The sequence below is a fragment of the Micromonospora sp. NBC_00617 genome (assembly GCF_045161355.1).
Lineage (GTDB): Bacteria > Actinomycetota > Actinomycetes > Mycobacteriales > Micromonosporaceae > Micromonospora.
In genome coordinates this window covers 4,245,613-4,262,699 of the sequence record NZ_CP107751.1, presented here as the reverse complement: position 1 = coordinate 4,262,699, position 17,087 = coordinate 4,245,613, and the positions used below count along the sequence as shown (strand labels likewise).

Below are 17,087 nucleotides of genomic sequence, written 5' to 3'. Positions count from 1 at the left end.
GCCGTCCAAATGGCGGGAACCGAGAGCAGCATGTGGACCTGAACGATAACTTGGGAGGCGGCCGGCATCACGTGGTGATGCAGGTCGTGGGCGGTGGTGCCACACCTCGCGCTGCCTCCCTCCAGGGTCGGACCGACCCGGGCTCACGCTGCCCAGTCGGCTGCTCCGGTAACCCCGGACCGCCGTGGGGCGCTCAGCACGACCGCCCGTGAGGGCTGCCGCGCGCCGGTGGCTCGCACCCTGGAAGGAGCGCCACCATGCCGAACAAGCCCAAGCCCGAGACCACCACCGACGACGCCCGCGAGCAGGCCCGCCGCGCGCTGCAGACGTCGATGGACACCCGCCAGTGAGCCAGTCCGCCGGGCGGTGACGCCTCCGATGGAGTAAGCCCTCGGCGGGATTGCGATCCTTACCGTCGTCGTGCCAGGATCGGCGGCGATGAGCCACCCTGCCACCACCGACCGATCCGCCTCGCCGCGCCGCATCGCCGGCCTCGCGTTGCCAGCCCTCGTCGTCCTCGCCGCCGAGCCGCTCTACGTGCTCGTCGACACGGCCGTCGTCGGTCACCTCGGTCGGGTGCCCCTCGCGGCGCTCGCCGTCGGCGGCACGGTGATGACGCTCACCGCCTGGCTCGGCACCGTCGTCGCGTACGGCACCACCGGGCGGTCGGCCCGCCGCTTCGGCGCCGGCGACCGGGCGGCGGCCGTGGCCGAGGGAGTCCAGTCGTCGTGGCTCGCGTTCGGCGTCGGGCTGCTGGTCGCGATCGGCATGCAGATCGGCGGGGGCGCGCTGGCGCGTACCCTCGCCGGAGGTGCCGGCGACGTCGCCGACGCCGCCGCTGGGTGGCTGCGGATCGCGGCGCTCGGCGCCCCCGGCCTGCTGCTCGCCGCCGCCGGCAACGGCTGGCTGCGCGGTGTGCAGGACACCCGGCGGCCGTTGTTCTTCGTGCTCGGCCCCAACCTGCTCTCCGCGCTGCTCTGCCCGCTGCTGGTCTACCCCGCCGGCCTGGGCCTGGCCGGTTCGGCGGTCGCCAACGTGGTCGCCCAGACGATCGCCGGTGGGCTCTTCGCCGCGGCGCTGGTCGCCGAACGGGTGTCGCTGCGGCCCCGACCCCGGGTGATCCGCCAGCAACTCGTGCTCAGCCGGGACCTGCTGATCCGGGGCGTGGCGTTCCAGGCCAGCTTCCTCTCCGCGACGGCCGTGGCGGCCCGCTTCGGCGCCGCCGCCGTCGGCGCGCACCAGATCGCCCTGCAACTCTGGTTCTTCACGGCGCTGGTGCTCGACGCCCTCGCCATCGCCGCGCAGTCCCTGGTCGGCGCCGCGCTCGGCGCCGGCGACGCGGCGGACGCCCGCGCGCTGGCCCGCCGGATCGGCCTGCTCGGCGGCGTCTGCGGCATCGCCTTCGCGCTGCTGATCGCCGCCGGCGCCGGCGTCGTGCCGTCCTGGTTCAGCTCCGACGAGCAGGTACGCGAGCAGGCCATGGTGGCCTGGCCGTGGTTCGTCGCCATGCAGCCCCTGGCCGGGGTGGTGTTCGCGCTCGACGGCGTGCTGATCGGCGCGGGCGACGTGCGCTACCTGCGCAACCTCACCATCGTGGCGGCGCTCGGCGGTTTCCTGCCGGCCATCTGGCTGGCGTACGGGCTCGACCTGGGGCTGGGCGGCATCTGGGCCGGGCTCACCCTCTTCGTGGCGATCCGGCTGGTCGCGCTGCTGCTGCGCCTGCGCAGCGGCGCCTGGGCCGTGGTCGGCGCGATCCGCTGACGGCCCGCCCCCGGCTCAGCAGTCCTCGCCGTCGCCGGGACGCCACCCCGGGTCGTAGACGTCTCCGGTCGGCGCGGTGTTCGGCAGGCCCACCTCGGGCGCGGTCTCCAGGTCGATCCGGCCCCTGCGGATCGCCGCGCAGGTCGCGTTGAGCACCGTCACGTCGGCGCTGTCCACCCAGAGCCCGGCCGAGCCCGCCCGCACGTCGTCGGGGTGTGGCAGGTGCCAGACGACCTGGTCCCGGAGGGTGACGAGTTCGGCACCCGGGGCGTACGCCTGGGGGCGGGGCAGGTCGAAGGAGTAGACCCAGATGAACCGGGTGGTGATCGCCAGCACCCGGATCCCGTCGCTGTCGGTCGTCGACCGGTACTCCACGGTGCCGCTGGCCCGGATGCCGTCGGCGACGTCGAGCATCGGGTTGGCGGCGCTGTCGACCCGGGTGGCGTAGTTCAGGCTCGTCCCCTGCGTGAAGTCCGTGCGCAGGTCGGCGCGGGCGTCCGGAGCCAGCAGGGCGAGGAACCCATCCGGATCGCCGAAGAGCATGGACGGGTCGAGCCGGCTCTGGATCAACGCCCCCTTGACCTTCGCCAACGCGTCACCGACCTGCTTGGCGGTGAACGGCGCGGCAGCCTTGGCCGTCGGGAGCGTGATGGCCGCCGCCCCCACGGCGAACGTCTCCGCCGGCGTGCCGACGTACGGGCCGAGGCTGTTGCCGTTCTCGTCCACCGGCCTTGGCGGCGCCGTCGAGAAGTCCCGACCCAGCAGCGGCTCCCCGTCGTGGATCCGCTGCACGGTGCTGTACCCGCTCCAGGCCAGCACGGCCAGCAGCGCCAGGGCGACCAGCCCACCGACGCCGCCGAGCAGCTTGCCTGCGTGCTGCTCCCAGCCCAGCCGCAGCCGATCCGCGCCGGTCACTGGGGTTTCGGTCGCCGGCCCCCGCATCCAGTCCGGCACCCGGATGTCGTCGGTCTCGCTGGCGACCGCGTACCGGTCGGTGGTGTTCGGCGCGCTGGCGGGGTCTTCGCTGGTCATCGTGTCGTCCTGGTTCGGCGGGAACGGGCGAGTGATCTTCGCATCCGGACGACGGCGGTGCTGCCCCGTTCGGCGCGCGCCCAGCATCAGCCGGCACCAGGGCGCCGCCGTGGCGGCGGCGGGCCGGAGGGCGCCGGGCGACTCCGGTCGTCGAGAGGCTGTCTGGCAGGCTTGGACGACGTGAGCACCGATGGTCTGATCGTGGTCGACAAGCCCGGCGGCATGACGTCGCACGACGTGGTGGCGCGGATCCGCCGGCTGGCGAAGACCCGCCGCGTCGGGCACGGCGGCACCCTCGACCCGATGGCCACCGGTGTCCTGGTGATCGGTGTGGGACGGGCCACCCGACTGCTGACCTACGTGATCGGCGCGGGCAAGAGCTACACCGGCACGATCCGGCTCGGCCAGGCCACCGTCACCGACGACGCCGAGGGTGACGTGATCGCCAGCACCCCGGCCGGTCACGTCACCGACGAGGCCATCCGCGCCGCGCTGACGGCCCTGACCGGCGAGGTCGACCAGGTGCCGAGCGCGGTCAGCGCCATCAAGATCGACGGCCAGCGGGCGTACAAGCGGGTGCGCGACGGCGAGAGCGTCGAGCTGCCGGCGCGGCGGGTCACCATCGCCCGGCTGGAGGTGCTGGCGATCCGCCGCACCGAGCCGGACGTGGTGGACGTGGACGTGGACGTCACCTGCTCCTCGGGGACGTACATCCGGGCCATCGCCCGGGACGCGGGCCTGGCGCTCGGCGTCGGTGGGCACCTGACCGCGTTGCGCCGGACCGCGGTGGGTGGCTTCACCCTCACCGAGGCGGCCACGCTCGACGAGCTGGAGCAGCGCGCCCCGGCCGTGGTCAACCTGCCGCTGGACGCGGCGGCAGACCGGTTCTTCCCCCGCCGGGAAGCGACACCCGACGAGGCGAAGGTGCTCGGCCACGGCGGTCCGCTGGACCCGGCCGGCATCGCCGGGCCGTACGCCGTGTTCGGACCGACCGGCGGGCTGATCGCTATCGTCAGCGAGCGGGACGGGCGGGCCCGCGCGGAGATCGTGCTCGCCCCGGCCTGACGGCGGGGAGCGGGCTGGCGCGGAGCCGCCTGGCCAGTGTTAACAAGGGACCCTTCCTATGTACGAGGCGTTAAGAAGGGGCCCTTCCTTGCAGGAAGGAACGGCATGCAGCGGTGGCGGGGGTACGACGCGGCGCCCGGCGGCTGGGGACGCTCGGTCGTCACCATCGGCGTCTTCGATGGCGTGCACAGGGGGCACCAGGCGACCATCGCGCACGCCGTGGCCCGGGCCCGGGAGTTGGGCGTGCAGTCGGTGGTGGTCACGTTCGATCCGCACCCGGCCGAGGTGGTCCGCCCCGGCTCGCACCCGGCCGTGCTCACCGAGCCGGCCCGCAAGGCGGAACTGATCGAGGCACTTGGCGTGGACGTGCTCTGCGTGGTGCCGTTCACCCCGGAGTTCTCCCGGCTGCCGCCCGAGCAGTTCGTGCACGACATCCTGGTCGAGCACCTGCACGCGGCGCTGGTGGTGGTCGGCGGCAACTTCCGCTTCGGGCACCGCGCCGCGGGCGACGTGGCGCTGCTGGAACGGTTGGGGAAGACCTTCGGCTTCGGCGTGGAGGGCGGCCCGCTGGTCGCCGAGGACGGCACGGTCTTCTCCTCCACGTACATCCGCTCCTGCGTCGACGCCGGCGACGTGGGCGCCGCGGCGGCCGCGCTGGGCCGCCCGCACCGGGTGGAGGGCGTGGTGGTCCGCGGCGACCAGCGCGGCCGGGTGCTGGGGTTCCCCACCGCGAACCTGCTCTGCCACCGGTACGCGGCGGTGCCCGCCGACGGGGTGTACGCCGCCCGCCTGATCCGTCGCGGTCAGTCCGAGCCGCTGATGTCCGCGGTGTCGGTCGGCACCAACCCGACCTTCTCCGGTCGGGAGCGGCGGGTGGAGGCGTACGCGCTGGACTTCGACGGTGACCTCTACGGCGAGCGGCTGGCCCTGGACTTCGTGGCGCACCTGCGCGGGCAGGTCCGGTACGACTCGATCGAGCCGTTGATCGCCCAGATCGAACAGGACGTCGTACGCACCCGGAGCGCTCTGAGCTGATCATCCACCGGGCCGCGCAGGCCCTTGGCCGGGTGTTACCCGTCGGTGCTGCTAGTCTTGCGGGGACGTCGGGTGGCCGGCGTGGGGCCTCGCGTGCCTGCTCGACGCCGCGGGTGCGAGGTACCGGTCCGTTCCCGGTCCACCGGGACGACGGACACCTACTTGATCAACCCATCGAAACAGGGAGAACATGGCGCTCGACCAGGAAGCCAAGGCCAGCATCCGCGCGGAGTACGCGACCGCCGAGGGCGACACCGGTTCGCCGGAGGTCCAGGTCGCGGTCCTCACCAAGCGGATCGCCGAGCTGACCGAGCACCTGAAGGTGCACAAGCACGACCACCACAGCCGCCGTGGGCTGCTGCTGCTGGTCGGCCGTCGCCGTCGGCTGCTCAACTACGTCCAGAAGAAGGACATTGCCCGCTACCGGACGCTCATCGAGCGGCTCGGCCTGCGCCGGTGACGTGACGGGGGAGTGGCCGACCGGCCGCTCCCCCGATCGGCGTCCCACCTGAAGAACACGGGTCGCGCGACCAACCCGAGAGGGAGCCGGTCAGCGTACCGGTCTCCGGTAGTGGCCCCCGGGAACCCGGCAGCACGCCGGCACCCGGGCGCTTCGATCGAAGACCGGCCGGCTGAGCAGCTCCCCGACGTCGCGGGCCCACGACGCGAAGGAGCACGACAGCACATGACCGAGACCAAACTCGGCACCGAATCCCGCACCGCCGTGATCGACAACGGGTCCTTCGGCACCCGCGAGATCACCTTCTCCACCGGTCGGCTGGCTCGCCAGGCCGCCGGTTCCGTCATCGCCCAGCTGGGCGAGACGGTGGTTCTCTCCGCCACCACCGCCGGTAAGCACCCGAAGGAGCAGTTCGACTTCTTCCCGCTGACCGTCGACGTCGAGGAGCGGATGTACGCCGCGGGCCGCATTCCCGGCTCGTTCTTCCGCCGTGAGGGCCGGCCCAGCGAGGACGCGATCCTCACCTGCCGGCTGATCGACCGGCCGCTGCGCCCGTCCTTCGTCAAGGGCCTGCGCAACGAGGTCCAGGTCGTCGAGACCATCCTCGCGCTCGACCCGCAGCACCCGTACGACGTGGTGGCCATCAACGCGGCCTCGATGTCGACCAAGCTCTCCGGCCTGCCGTTCTCCGGCCCGATCGGCGCGACCCGGGTCGCCCACATCGACGGCCAGTGGGTCGCCTTCCCGACCCTGGAGGAGCTGGCCCGCGCCACCTTCGACATGGTCGTGGCCGGCCGCACCCTCGACGACGGCGACGTCGCGATCATGATGGTGGAGGCCGAGGCCACCCCGAACGCCGTCGCCCTCATCTCGGCCGGCGCCACCGCCCCGACCGAGGAGATCGTCGCCAGCGGCTTGGAGGCCGCCAAGCCGGCGATCCGTGAGCTGTGCCGCGCGCAGAGCGAGCTGGCCGAGGTCGCCGCCAAGCCGGTCACCGAGTTCCCGGTCTTCCTGGACTACCAGGACGACGTGTACGACGCGGTGGCCGAGTTCGCCCGCGGCGAGGTGGCCGAGGCGATCACCATCGCCGGCAAGGCCGACCGTGAGGAGGCCCTGGACCGGGTCAAGGTCCGGGTCGCCGAGGAGTTGGGCGCTCGGTTCGAGGGTCGGGAGAAGGAGCTCAGCGCCGCCTTCCGCTCGCTGACCAAGTCCGAGGTGCGCAACCGCGTGCTGCGCGAGCAGGTCCGCATGGACGGCCGCGGCCCGCGCGACATCCGGCCGCTGACCGCCGAGGTCGGCGTGCTGCCCCGGGTGCACGGTTCGGCGCTGTTCGAGCGGGGCGAGACCCAGATCCTGGGTGTCACCACGCTGAACATGCTCCGCATGGAGCAGATGGTGGACACGCTGTCCCCGGAGAACCGCAAGCGCTACATGCACAACTACAACTTCCCGCCGTACTCGACCGGTGAGACCGGCCGGGTCGGCTCGCCGAAGCGTCGCGAGATCGGCCACGGCGCGCTCGCCGAGCGTGCGCTGATCCCGGTGCTGCCGTCGCGCGAAGAGTTCCCGTACGCCATCCGGCAGGTCTCCGAGGCGCTCGGCTCCAACGGCTCCACCTCGATGGGCTCGGTCTGCGCGTCGACGCTGGGCCTGCTCTCCGCGGGTGTGCCGCTGAAGGCGCCGGTCGCCGGCATCGCGATGGGTCTCATCTCGGACGAGGTGGACGGCAAGACCCAGTACGTGACGCTGACCGACATCCTCGGTGCCGAGGACGCGTTCGGTGACATGGACTTCAAGGTCGCCGGCACGCCGGAGTTCGTCACCGCGCTCCAGCTCGACACCAAGCTCAACGGCATCCCGTCGGACGTGCTGGCCGCCGCGTTGCAGCAGGCCAACGAGGCCCGGCAGGTCATCCTCGGTGTCATGAAGGCCGCGATCGAGGCTCCGGCCGAGATGTCGGACTACGCGCCGCGGGTCACCACCGTCAAGATCCCGGTGGACAAGATCGGCATGGTGATCGGCCCGAAGGGTCAGACCATCAACGCGATCCAGGACGAGACCGGCGCCGAGATCTCCATCGAGGACGACGGCACGATCTACGTCGGCGCCACCAACGGCCCGTCGGCCCAGGCGGCCGTCGACCGGATCAACGGGATCGCCAACCCGACGCTGCCCAAGCAGGGCGAGCGGTTCCTCGGCACGGTGGTCAAGACCGCCGCGTTCGGCGCGTTCATCTCGCTGCTGCCGGGCCGCGACGGCCTGCTGCACATCTCCAAGGTGGGCGACGGCAAGCGGGTCGAGCGCGTCGAGGACTTCCTCAACGTCGGTGACCGGGTCGAGGTCGAGATCGCTGACATCGACGCCCGCGGCAAGATCTACCTGGACAAGGTCCGCCCGGAGGGCGCCGAGGCGCCGGCCGCCGGCGAGGCCACCGGTGGCGACCGGCCGGCCAGCCGCGACCGGGGCGACCGTGGTCCACGTGACCGGGGCGACCGCGAGCGTGGCGGCGACCGGGGCGGGCGTGGCCCGGAGCGTGGCGACCGTGGCGAAGGCGGCGGCAACGGTGGCGGCGGCGAGGGTGGCGAGGGCGGCGAGCGTCCGCGCCGCCGGACCCGGCACAGCTGACCACCAGCACCTGCAACACCCACCCCTCGTCGAACCGGGAGCAACACGTGAGTCGGGCCTTCAGTGCGCCGTTTCCACCGGATCGACGGGGGGTGGCCCCGTCTCGGGACACCGGGGCGGGCCGCTCCGGCGGCGCCGCCCGCGCGGTGACCCGGACGCTCAGCGACGACCCGCTGGGCGGCACGGTACGACGTACCGTGCTGCCCAGCGGCCTGCGCGTGCTCACCGAGGCGATCCCGGCGATGCGCAGCGTGTCCTTCGGCATCTGGGTGGCGGTGGGTTCGCGGGACGAGACCCGTCCGCAGGCCGGCGCTGCGCACTTTTTGGAGCACCTGCTCTTCAAGGGCACCCACAAGCGCACCGCGCTGGAGATCTCGTCGCGGATCGAGGCGGTCGGTGGTGAGACGAACGCGTTCACCACGAAGGAATACACCTGCTACTACGCCCGCGTGCTGGACGAGGACCTGCCGCTGGCGATCGACGTGATGTGCGACCTGGTCGCCGACTCGCTGCTGGAGCCGGCCGACGTGGAGACCGAGCGTGGCGTGATCCTGGAGGAGATCGCCATGCACGACGACGAACCCGGTGACGAGGTGCACGACCTCTTCGCCCGGGCCGTCTACGGCGACCACCCGTTGGGCCGACTGATCTCCGGCACCGAGGAGACCGTCACGCCGATGACCCGCCGGCAGATCCAGAGCTTCTACCGGGGGCACTACACCGCGCCGCAGATCGTCATCGCCGCCGCCGGCAACCTCGACCACGCCACGGTGGTCAAGATGGTCCGCCAGGCCGTGCGGGGCACTCCACTGGACAGCGACCCGGCCTCCCCGGCACCGCACCGCGGGGCGACCCCGGCGGTACGGACCAAGCCGGCCACCACCCTGGTGGAGCCGAAGGAGACCGAGCAGGCGCACGTCATTCTCGGCTGCCCCGGCATCGATCGTCTCGACGAGCGGCGCTTCGCCCTCGGGGTGCTCAACAACGTGCTCGGTGGCGGCATGTCCAGCCGGTTGTTCCAGGAGATCCGCGAGCAGCGCGGCCTGGCGTACTCGGTCTACTCCTACGCCAGCCAGTACGCCGACAGCGGCCTGTTCGCCGTCTACGCCGGCTGCGCGCCGGGCAAGGTGGACGAGGTGCTGGCCCTGACCCGCGCCGAGCTGGCCCGGGTGGCCGCCGACGGGTTGACCGAGGCAGAGGTCGCGCGGGGCAAGGGGATGAGCAAGGGCGCGTTCGTGCTCGGTCTGGAGGACACCGGCTCCCGGATGAGCAGGCTGGCCAAGGGTGAGCTGCTCTACAGCGACCTGATGCCGGTGGACGAGCTGCTCCGGCGGGTCGACGAGGTCACCGTGGCGGACGTGAACACCCTCGCCGCCGAGCTGCTCAGCCGGCCGATGTCGCTGGCCGTCGTCGGCCCGTTCGGCGAGGGCGACTTCTCCTCCTGAGGGCCGTTGCCCGCAGGGCCGGGGCACGTCCCGGTCGGTGGAGCGGACCGGATCCGGCGGCGGTGGCACGTCCCGATTGGGATAGGTTGTGCCGCGTGACTGACGAGCAGGAGAAGACCCGGGTCGGTGTTTTTGGTGCCCGCGGCCGGATGGGCATCGAGGTCTGCAAGGCGGTCGCCGCCGCCGACGACCTCGAACTGGCGGCGTCGATCGACCAGGGCGACAGCCGTTCCGCCGTCTCCGGCGCCGACGTGGTCGTCGACTTCACCACACCGGACGTCGTCATGGACAACCTGCGTTGGTGCATCGACCAGGGCATCAGCGCGGTGGTCGGCACGACCGGCTTCACCGAGCAGCGGCTGGAGCAGGTGCGTGGCTGGCTGGCCGACAAGCCCGGGGTGGGCGTGGTCATCGCCCCGAACTTCGGTATCGGCGCGGTGCTGATGATGCAGTTCGCCGCGCGGGCCGCCCGGCACTTCGAGTCCGTCGAGATCATCGAGCAGCACCACCCGCGCAAGCTGGACGCCCCGAGCGGCACCGCCACCCACACCGCCCGGCAGATCGCCCGGGCCCGCGCCGAGGCCGGTCTCGGCCCGGCGCCGGACGCCACCAAGGACGAGGTGCCGGGCGCGCGCGGCGCCGACATCGACGGGGTACGCGTGCACGCCGTGCGCGCCACCGGGCTCGTCGCCCACCAGGAGGTGCTCTTCGGCACCACCGGCGAGACGCTGACCATCCGGCACGACTCGTACGACCGGGTGTCGTTCATGCCGGGCGTGCTGCTGGCCGTCCGCGCGGTGCGCAACCGCCCCGGCCTGACCGTCGGCCTGGACGCCCTGCTCGACTGACGGGGAGCGGGTAGCACCCGGCGGATGATCAATGAGGGTCACCTGGACCGGGCCGGGCGACGAGTAACGCTCCGGCCGGTCGACGACGACAACTGGCGGGCTGTGGCCGACGTCGCCCCGCGTGACGACCAGCGCCGGTTCGTGGCCGCGCTGGGCGCGCGTTACCTCTTGCTCAGCATGCGCTCGGAGGTGTGGACCTCGCTCGCCGTGTACGCCGACGAGACGGTCGTCGGCCACGTCATGTGGGGCGTGGACGACGACGGCTCGCACTGGATCGGCGGGATGCTGATCGACGCCGCCGAGCAGGGCCGGGGCGTCGGCAGGGCCACCGTGCAGACGCTGGCCCCCTGGCTGGCTGCCCGAGAGGGCTAAACCCCAACCCCGCCTCAGCCGACCCGGCGGGGCGGGGTGGGCGGTCAGGTCACTCTTCTGTGGGCACCTTTTCTGCCGGGACGCCTACGTGTAGGCGGACCTGGGGTACCAGCATGTCGTCGACGTCCAGCGCGCGGGCCGCGCCGTCGGGCTCCCAACCGGTGCTGGTGAGGAACTTGCGGGTCGCCTCGTCACCGTCGAACGCCCAGGCCACCGCCCGACTCAGCCCGTCCTCCCGCCACAGGTCGACGGTGGCGGCGAGCAGCCGACTGCCGTGCCCCCGCCGGCCCCAGCGCGGCTCGACCAGCAGGTCGGTCACCGCCGCCACGTCCGGGCCGAGCGCGTCGGCCGGCTCACCCGGGGCGAGCGCCTCGCCGTCGGCCGGACCGGAGGCGGCGAACCCCACCAGATACGATTGCTCGGCCTGTTCGACGGCGACCAGCACCCGGTGCGCGCCCGAGGGCGGCTCCAGCACCGCGGCGCTCCACCGCCGGGCGAGGAACGCCTCGTCCAGGTTGTCGAGCACATGCCGAGGCAGGATGCGGCGGTACGCGACCCGCCAGGTCGCGAGCTGGATGCGTGCGATTTCGCCGGCGTCCTCGGGACGCGCCGGGCGGACGTACCCGAGAGCCATGGGACGCAAGCCTACTCAAGGGCCAGGGAGGCGACGGTGGCGCAGGGTGCCAACAGGACGACCGTGCAGGTCGTGGGGGTGGTGGTGCTCGCCGCGGCGGTCACCGCGTTCCTCGCCGTCGCGGCCGTCCGGCACGGATTCTTCGACCTGAAGGTCTACTACGGCGCGTTGACGTGGTGGGTGCACGACGGCGGGGAGATCTACGACTACCTCAAACCGGGCACCCAGTACGGCTTCACCTATCCGCCGTTCGCGGCGCTGGTCATGCTGCCGATGGCGTACCTGCCGTGGTCGGCCGCGATCGTGGTGAGCGTGCTCGCCAGCGTGTTCACCACCACGCTTCTGATCTGGTGGCTGGTCGACCCGATCGCCCGCCGCGCGGGTTGGACCCGGTGGTTCGCGCTCGCCGTGGCGCTCTGCCTGGCCGCCGCGTTCGAGCCGATGCGCGAGACGGTGAACTTCGGCCAGGTCAACACGCTGCTGCTCTTCCTGGTGGCGGTGGACCTGCTGCGGCTGCTGCCGGCCGGCAACCGGTGGGCCGGTGTGGGCATCGGGCTCGCCACCGCGATCAAGTTGACCCCGGGCATCTTCATCGTCTATCTGCTGGTCACCGGGCGGTGGCGGGCGGCGCTCACCGCCAGCGGCGCGGCCGCCGGGGTGACGCTGCTGGCCGGCGCGCTCTTCCCGGACGCCTCCCGGGAGTTCTGGACCGAGGCCCTGTGGAACACCGGGCGGGTCGGCGAGCTGGCGTTCGTCTCCAACCAGTCGCTGCGCGGGGTGGTCGCCCGGCTCGACCCGCAGCACCCGAGCACGGTCCTCTGGCTGCTGCTGGTGCTCGGCACCCTGGCGCTCTGGGCCTGGCGGTCCCGCACGGCGGTCGCCGCCGGTGACGAGGCGACCGGCCTGGCCCTGACCGGCGCGGTGATGTGCCTGGTCAGCCCGGTCACCTGGGTGCACCACCTGGTCTGGCTGCTGCCCGGGCTGATCCTGCTCGTCGACAACGCGATGGCCGCGCCGTCCGGCCGCCGCCGGCGCGTCCTGCTGGCCGCCGCGACCATCGGGTACGTGCTGCTGATCAGCCGCACCGTCTGGTTCTGGGAGAAGGACTTCACCGGCGTCGACGGCTTCGTCGGCAGCAACGCGTACGTCTGGATCAGCCTGGCCCTGCTGGCCTTCCTGCCGGTCCGCCGGTGGTTGACACCGGGCAGGTCAGTCGTCGAGACGGCCGGCGTACCGCAGCTCGACCAGCCCGACCGGCCCGCGCCCGCCGGCGAGCGGGACCTGGTAGGTCGATCGCTCACCGTCCGGTGACAGCCCGGCCCGTTCGCAGAACCGGCGGGCCCGCCGGTTGTCCGCCAGCACCCACAGCCGGTAGCCGGTCCAGCCCCGCTCGCTGAGCCCGGCGCGGGCGGCGGCGAGCAGCGCGGTGGCCGTCCCGTCGCCCCAGAACGCCGGCTCGACGTAGAGCGCCAGCACCTCGCCGACCGTCGGGTCCAGATCGTCGCGGTCCTGGTTGCGGCGGTACGGCCCGAACGTGGTGAAGCCGACGACCAGCCCGTCCACCTCGCCGAGCAGGGTGCTGAACGGGTGCTCCGGGTCGGCGGTGCCCAGGTCACGACGGCGCTGCGCCCAGGCCACCACGTTGAGCCGTCCGAGCACCTCGTCCGGCATGAAGCCGGCGTAACCCGCCTGCCAGCCGTGCACGTGCACCCGGGCGACCGCCTCGGCGTCGTCGGGCTCCTCCCGGCGGATGGTCAGCATTGCACCGTTCTATGCCCCCGTGGCGGTCGGAGTCCAGCTTCCCGCACCGGCGTCGTACCGATGATTTATCGTCGCCGACGATGGCCGCACCGGAAGCACTCTCACTCGCCCAGGCCCGCCGGGTGGCACTCGCCGCTCAGGGCTTCGCCGACCCGCCGCCGGTCGGAGTGCCCACCCGTCGACATCTGCGCCGGGTCCTCGACCGGGTCGGGTTGATCCAGATGGACTCGGTCAACGTGCTGCAACGGGCGCACTACCTGCCGCTCTACAGCCGGCTCGGTCCGTACCCCACCACGCTGCTCGACCAGGCCGCCTACCGGCGCCCCCGCGAGCTGTTCGAGTACTGGGGCCACGAGGCGTCCCTGGTCCCGGTGGGGCTGCACCCGCTGCTGCGCTGGCGGATGGCCCGCGCGCACAGCGAATCCTGGGGTGGCATGCGACGCATCGCACAGGAGCAGCCGGAGTTGGTCGCGTGGGTCCGCGACGAGGTGGCCGTGCGGGGCCCGTTGACCGCCGCCGAGATCGAGCACGACGCCCCCCGGGAGACCGGCAACTGGGGGTGGAACTGGTCGGCGGTGAAGCGGGCCCTGGAGTTCCTGTTCTGGGCCGGCGAGGTGACCGCCGCCGAGCGCAGCACGTCCTTCGCCCGCCGCTACGACCTGCCCGAGCGGGTGCTTCCGCCGGCCGTGCTGGCCGCGCCCACCCCGACCGACGCCGAGGCGTACCGCGCTCTGGTGGCCCTGGCGGCGCGGTCGCTCGGGGTGGCTGCCGAGCCGGAGCTGCGCGACTACTTTCGGCTGCCACTGGCCGGCGCCCGGCAGGCAGTCGCCGAGCTGGCCGAGGCCGGTGAGCTGGTGCCGGTCACCGTGGCGGGCTGGCGACAGCCGGCCTGGCTGCACGCGTCCGCCCGGCTGCCCCGGTGGATCCGGGCCAACACGCTGGTCAGCCCGTTCGACCCGCTGGTCTGGGAACGTGCCCGCGCCGAGCGGCTGTTCGGCTTCAGCTACCGCATCGAGATCTACGTCCCCGCGCCGCAGCGGGTGTACGGCTACTACGTGCTGCCGTTCCTGCAGGGCGACCGGTTCACCGCCCGGGTCGACCTGAAGGCCGACCGCAAGGCCGGGGTGCTGCTCGTGCCGGCCGCCTGGGTCGAGCCCGGCGCCGACCCGGGGGAGACCGCCGTGGCGCTCGCCGTCGAGCTGTACCGGCTCGCCGGCTGGCTCGGGTTGGACGCGGTGGCGCCGCCCGCGGCCGGCGACCTGGCCGGTCCGCTCACCGCCGCGTTGACCGGCGTGTCCGGTGTAGCGTGAGCGTGTGACGAGCGTTCCCGGACCGGTCGACCAGCCGCAGCCCGCCCCCGGGCCGGTGCACACCGTGCCGGCCGACCCGACCGGCGTGGGCCCGACCGGCGTGGGCCCTGCCGGCATGGGTTCGCCGAACCCAGGTCCGGCCGCTTGGCCGATGGTTCCCAAGTTTGAGCACCCGGGGGACCGGCTCACCCGGTTCGTGCTGCGAGTCCACGCGCGTTCACCGCGCTGGGCGGGGCCGCTGGCAGCTGTCGGGTGCGTCGGCCTCGGCATGGGCTACGCGCTGCTGAGCAACCCGGCCCACGCCGACCCGGACGCCGCGCCTACCTGCCTGCTCAAGCTGACCACGGGGCTCGACTGCCCGGGCTGCGGCGGCACCCGCGCTCTCTGGTACGTGCTGCACGCCGACCTGCCGGCCGCCGCCCGACACCACTTCCTGTTCGTCTTCGCGCTGCCCTTCCTGGCGTACCTCTTCGTCGCCTGGGCCGGAAACCAGGCGTTCGGTTGGCGGCTGCCCGAGCTGCGGATCAGCTCGAAGGTGATCGTCGGTTTCCTTGGCGCGTGGCTGGCCTTCTCGGTGCTGCGCAACCTGCCCTGGGCGCCGTTCACCTCGCTCTACGTCTGAGGGCCCGCCAGCTCCGCCCTGCGTGATGTGGCGGGGCCTTGCTCGGTCGGGCTGCGCGGGGTCCTTCCTGCGCGTCCTGTCGAGCTGCCCCACATGTGGGGCATGGTGGTGGTGGGGCCCGGCGTGGTGCCGTCTGCCCCCGGGCGTGGGGCAAGGCGTGGTGGGCCCGGTGTCGTGCCCCGCCTGCCCCAGATATGGGGCAGCTCGACAGGGAACCGAGGACGTGGCAGGGACCCGGCGGGGCGTCGGCGTGCCGGTCGAGATCTTGGACACCTGCGACCCCGATGGTCCGCAGGGGCCGGTGATTTTGCGGTAGCTGGGCGCTTTCTGCACCGCGAGCCCGAGTTGGGCACGGGACCGCCGGCTACTACAGTCCCAGGAATGCCGGAGATGGTGCAGCCCCAGGTCAAGTTGATCGCGTGGACCCAGTTCGCGGCCCCGGACGACGTGCCGTGGTCGACCGACGCCGAGGGCGGCCAGGCGCTCGCCGAGTTCGCCGGGCGGGCCTGCTACCAGTCGTGGAAGAAGCCGAACCCGGCGACCGCCACCAACGCCGGCTACCTCGCGCACATCCTCGAGGTCGGCCACCTGAGCGTGCTGGAGCACGGGTCGGTCACCTTCTACTTCACCGGGGTGTCCCGCTCCTTCACCCACGAGTTGATCCGGCACCGGCACTTCTCGTACTCCCAGCTCTCCCAGCGCTACGTCCCCGAGCGGGACGCGGCCATGGTCGAACCGGCGGTGATCGCCGACGACCCGGAGCTGCACAAGAAGTTCACCGAGGCCGCCGAGGCGAGCGTGCGGGCGTACACCGAGCTGCTGGAGGGTCTTGAGCAGCGGTTCTCCGACGAGCCGAACCCGACGCTGCGCCGCAAGCAGGCCCGGCAGGCGGCCCGCGCGGTGCTGCCCAACGCCACCGAGACCCGGATCGTGGTCAGCGGCAACTACCGGGCGTGGCGGCACTTCGTCGCCATGCGAGCCACCGAGCACGCCGACGTGGAGATCCGTGAGCTGGCCGTGGAGTGCCTGCGTCAGCTCCAGGGCGTCGCACCGAACGTCTTCGCCGACTTCGTGATCTCCACGCTGCCGGACGGCACCGAGGTGGCGGCCAGCCCGCACGAGGCGTCCTGAGCCCTTCCCCGGCGGGCTCCGGCTGGTCGTCCGCTAGGTTGGAGGGTATGACGCACGACCACCCCGACGCCGCGACCCGACCGGCGTCCCGCCCCTTCGGCCGGGTGCTCACGGCCATGGTGAGCCCGTTCACCCCCGACGGCTCGCTCGACCTCGACGGCGCCGCCCGACTGGCGAGCCACCTGGTCGACGAGCAGGGCAACGACGCGCTGGTGGTCAACGGCACCACCGGTGAGTCGCCGACCACCACCGACGCGGAGAAGGAACGCCTGATCCGGGCCGTCGTGGAGGCCGTCGGTGACCGGGCCAGGGTCGTCGCCGGGGTGGGCACCAACGACACCCGGCACACCATCGAGCTGGCCGCCGCCGCCGAGAAGGCCGGCGCGCACGGCCTGCTCGTGGTCACCCCGTACTACAACAAGCCGCCGCAGAGCGGTCTGCTGCGGCACTTCACCGCCGTGGCCGACGCCAGCGGACTGCCGGTGATGCTGTACGACATCCCGCACCGCTCCGGCGTGCCGATCGACACCGAGACACTGGTCCGGCTCGCCGACCACGCGCGGATCGTCGCGGTCAAGGACGCCAAGGGCGACCTGACCGCCACCGGCTGGGTGACCAGCCGGACCGCCCTCGCCTTCTACTGCGGCGAGGACGCGCTCACCCTGCCGGCGCTGGCCGTCGGGTCCGTGGGCGTGGTCGGCACCTCGACGCACTTCACCGGGGTGCTGACCGCAAAGATGATCGAGGCGTACGACGCGGGGGACATGCCGGCCGCGCTTGCCCTGCACCGGCGGCTGCTGCCGCTGTTCACCGGCATCTTCCGCACGCAGGGCGCCATCCTGGTCAAGGCCGGCCTGGCGTCGCTGGGCCTGCCGGCCGGCCCGGTGCGACCCCCGCTCGTGGACGCCACCAACGACGAGATCGCCCAGCTGCGCGCGGACTTCGCGGCAGCGGGCCTGGAGCTGCCCGAATGATCGAACGACACG

Annotated in this window: 16 protein-coding genes; 13 read left to right on the top strand and 3 right to left on the bottom strand. The window is 72.7% G+C overall.

Annotation, left to right across the window (positions count from 1 at the left end; all coding sequences use genetic code 11):
• The first annotated feature begins 438 nt into the window (after window positions 1-438).
• Window positions 439-1,761, top strand: coding sequence for an MATE family efflux transporter (locus OG505_RS19480; protein ID WP_405426325.1), 1,323 nt, complete (start codon window positions 439-441; stop codon window positions 1,759-1,761).
• A 15-nt stretch (window positions 1,762-1,776) separates the two neighbouring features.
• Here OG505_RS19480 and OG505_RS19475 read toward each other — a convergent pair whose 3' ends face one another.
• Window positions 1,777-2,793 carry a hypothetical protein gene (locus tag OG505_RS19475; RefSeq protein ID WP_405426323.1) on the bottom strand — a complete coding sequence of 339 codons (1,017 nt, stop codon included), beginning with the start codon at window positions 2,791-2,793 and terminating at the stop codon, window positions 1,777-1,779.
• A gap of 180 nt (window positions 2,794-2,973) precedes the next feature.
• On the opposite strand from OG505_RS19475, the gene truB reads away from it, so the two are divergent.
• From truB to OG505_RS19440, 7 genes are all read left to right on the top strand, one after another.
• Window positions 2,974-3,858, top strand: a complete 885-nt coding sequence (gene truB / locus OG505_RS19470) for a tRNA pseudouridine(55) synthase TruB (RefSeq protein WP_405426321.1) — start codon at window positions 2,974-2,976, stop codon at window positions 3,856-3,858.
• A 105-nt stretch (window positions 3,859-3,963) separates the two neighbouring features.
• Window positions 3,964-4,893 carry a bifunctional riboflavin kinase/FAD synthetase gene (locus tag OG505_RS19465; RefSeq protein ID WP_405426319.1) on the top strand — a complete coding sequence of 310 codons (930 nt, stop codon included), beginning with the start codon at window positions 3,964-3,966 and terminating at the stop codon, window positions 4,891-4,893.
• Window positions 4,894-5,083: 190 nt separating this feature from the next.
• On the top strand, window positions 5,084-5,353 hold the full coding sequence (gene rpsO, locus OG505_RS19460) for a 30S ribosomal protein S15 (RefSeq protein WP_007456699.1): 270 nt from the start codon (window positions 5,084-5,086) through the stop codon (window positions 5,351-5,353).
• A gap of 225 nt (window positions 5,354-5,578) precedes the next feature.
• Window positions 5,579-7,978 (top strand): polyribonucleotide nucleotidyltransferase, encoded by a 2,400-nt coding sequence (locus OG505_RS19455; RefSeq protein WP_405426317.1) that lies wholly within the window; start codon window positions 5,579-5,581, stop codon window positions 7,976-7,978.
• A gap of 47 nt (window positions 7,979-8,025) precedes the next feature.
• Window positions 8,026-9,423 carry a M16 family metallopeptidase gene (locus tag OG505_RS19450; protein ID WP_405426315.1) on the top strand — a complete coding sequence of 466 codons (1,398 nt, stop codon included), beginning with the start codon at window positions 8,026-8,028 and terminating at the stop codon, window positions 9,421-9,423.
• A 95-nt stretch (window positions 9,424-9,518) separates the two neighbouring features.
• The gene (gene dapB / locus OG505_RS19445) at window positions 9,519-10,271 is read left to right on the top strand and encodes a 4-hydroxy-tetrahydrodipicolinate reductase (RefSeq protein WP_405426313.1); all 753 of its coding nucleotides are present in this window, start codon (window positions 9,519-9,521) and stop codon (window positions 10,269-10,271) included.
• 24 nt (window positions 10,272-10,295) lie between these two features.
• Window positions 10,296-10,643 (top strand): GNAT family N-acetyltransferase, encoded by a 348-nt coding sequence (locus OG505_RS19440; RefSeq protein WP_405426312.1) that lies wholly within the window; start codon window positions 10,296-10,298, stop codon window positions 10,641-10,643.
• A 49-nt stretch (window positions 10,644-10,692) separates the two neighbouring features.
• Here OG505_RS19440 and OG505_RS19435 read toward each other — a convergent pair whose 3' ends face one another.
• On the bottom strand, window positions 10,693-11,277 hold the full coding sequence (locus tag OG505_RS19435; protein WP_405426310.1) for a GNAT family N-acetyltransferase: 585 nt from the start codon (window positions 11,275-11,277) through the stop codon (window positions 10,693-10,695).
• A 36-nt stretch (window positions 11,278-11,313) separates the two neighbouring features.
• On the opposite strand from OG505_RS19435, the gene OG505_RS19430 reads away from it, so the two are divergent.
• Window positions 11,314-12,588 carry a glycosyltransferase 87 family protein gene (locus OG505_RS19430; RefSeq protein WP_405426308.1) on the top strand — a complete coding sequence of 425 codons (1,275 nt, stop codon included), beginning with the start codon at window positions 11,314-11,316 and terminating at the stop codon, window positions 12,586-12,588.
• On the opposite strand, the gene OG505_RS19425 is transcribed toward OG505_RS19430, so the two are convergent.
• On the bottom strand, window positions 12,487-13,038 hold the full coding sequence (locus OG505_RS19425; RefSeq protein WP_405426306.1) for a GNAT family N-acetyltransferase: 552 nt from the start codon (window positions 13,036-13,038) through the stop codon (window positions 12,487-12,489). The genes OG505_RS19430 and OG505_RS19425 overlap by 102 nt on opposite strands.
• An 80-nt stretch (window positions 13,039-13,118) precedes the next feature.
• On the opposite strand from OG505_RS19425, the gene OG505_RS19420 reads away from it, so the two are divergent.
• The 4 genes from OG505_RS19420 to dapA all read left to right on the top strand — a co-directional run bounded on the left by OG505_RS19420 (window position 13,119) and on the right by dapA (window position 17,075).
• Window positions 13,119-14,348, top strand: coding sequence for a winged helix-turn-helix domain-containing protein (locus OG505_RS19420; RefSeq protein WP_405426304.1), 1,230 nt, complete (start codon window positions 13,119-13,121; stop codon window positions 14,346-14,348).
• A 115-nt stretch (window positions 14,349-14,463) separates the two neighbouring features.
• Window positions 14,464-14,970, top strand: a complete 507-nt coding sequence (locus tag OG505_RS19415) for a DUF2752 domain-containing protein (protein WP_405434601.1) — start codon at window positions 14,464-14,466, stop codon at window positions 14,968-14,970.
• Between the two features lie 390 nt (window positions 14,971-15,360).
• Window positions 15,361-16,101, top strand: coding sequence for an FAD-dependent thymidylate synthase (gene thyX / locus OG505_RS19410; protein WP_234588306.1), 741 nt, complete (start codon window positions 15,361-15,363; stop codon window positions 16,099-16,101).
• Between the two features lie 47 nt (window positions 16,102-16,148).
• Complete coding sequence (gene dapA / locus OG505_RS19405; protein ID WP_405426302.1) at window positions 16,149-17,075, top strand: 4-hydroxy-tetrahydrodipicolinate synthase; 927 nt, start codon at window positions 16,149-16,151, stop codon at window positions 17,073-17,075.
• Window positions 17,076-17,087 lie beyond the last annotated feature (12 nt).

What these genes read in the sequence shown, in the direction of transcription:
- dapA (WP_405426302.1), top strand. Translation starts at nt 16,149, where the DNA reads ATGACGCACGACCACCCCGACGCCGCGACCCGACCGGCGTCCCGCCCC.
- OG505_RS19415 (WP_405434601.1), top strand. Translation starts at nt 14,464, where the DNA reads ATGGGTTCGCCGAACCCAGGTCCGGCCGCTTGGCCGATGGTTCCCAAG.
- rpsO (WP_007456699.1), top strand. Translation starts at nt 5,084, where the DNA reads ATGGCGCTCGACCAGGAAGCCAAGGCCAGCATCCGCGCGGAGTACGCG.
- thyX (WP_234588306.1), top strand. Translation starts at nt 15,361, where the DNA reads ATGGTGCAGCCCCAGGTCAAGTTGATCGCGTGGACCCAGTTCGCGGCC.
- OG505_RS19425 (WP_405426306.1), bottom strand. Translation starts at nt 13,038, where the DNA reads ATGCTGACCATCCGCCGGGAGGAGCCCGACGACGCCGAGGCGGTCGCC.
- OG505_RS19480 (WP_405426325.1), top strand. Translation starts at nt 439, where the DNA reads ATGAGCCACCCTGCCACCACCGACCGATCCGCCTCGCCGCGCCGCATC.
- OG505_RS19440 (WP_405426312.1), top strand. Translation starts at nt 10,296, where the DNA reads ATGATCAATGAGGGTCACCTGGACCGGGCCGGGCGACGAGTAACGCTC.
- OG505_RS19475 (WP_405426323.1), bottom strand. Translation starts at nt 2,793, where the DNA reads ATGACCAGCGAAGACCCCGCCAGCGCGCCGAACACCACCGACCGGTAC.
- OG505_RS19420 (WP_405426304.1), top strand. Translation starts at nt 13,119, where the DNA reads ATGGCCGCACCGGAAGCACTCTCACTCGCCCAGGCCCGCCGGGTGGCA.
- OG505_RS19455 (WP_405426317.1), top strand. Translation starts at nt 5,579, where the DNA reads ATGACCGAGACCAAACTCGGCACCGAATCCCGCACCGCCGTGATCGAC.
- OG505_RS19435 (WP_405426310.1), bottom strand. Translation starts at nt 11,277, where the DNA reads ATGGCTCTCGGGTACGTCCGCCCGGCGCGTCCCGAGGACGCCGGCGAA.
- OG505_RS19465 (WP_405426319.1), top strand. Translation starts at nt 3,964, where the DNA reads ATGCAGCGGTGGCGGGGGTACGACGCGGCGCCCGGCGGCTGGGGACGC.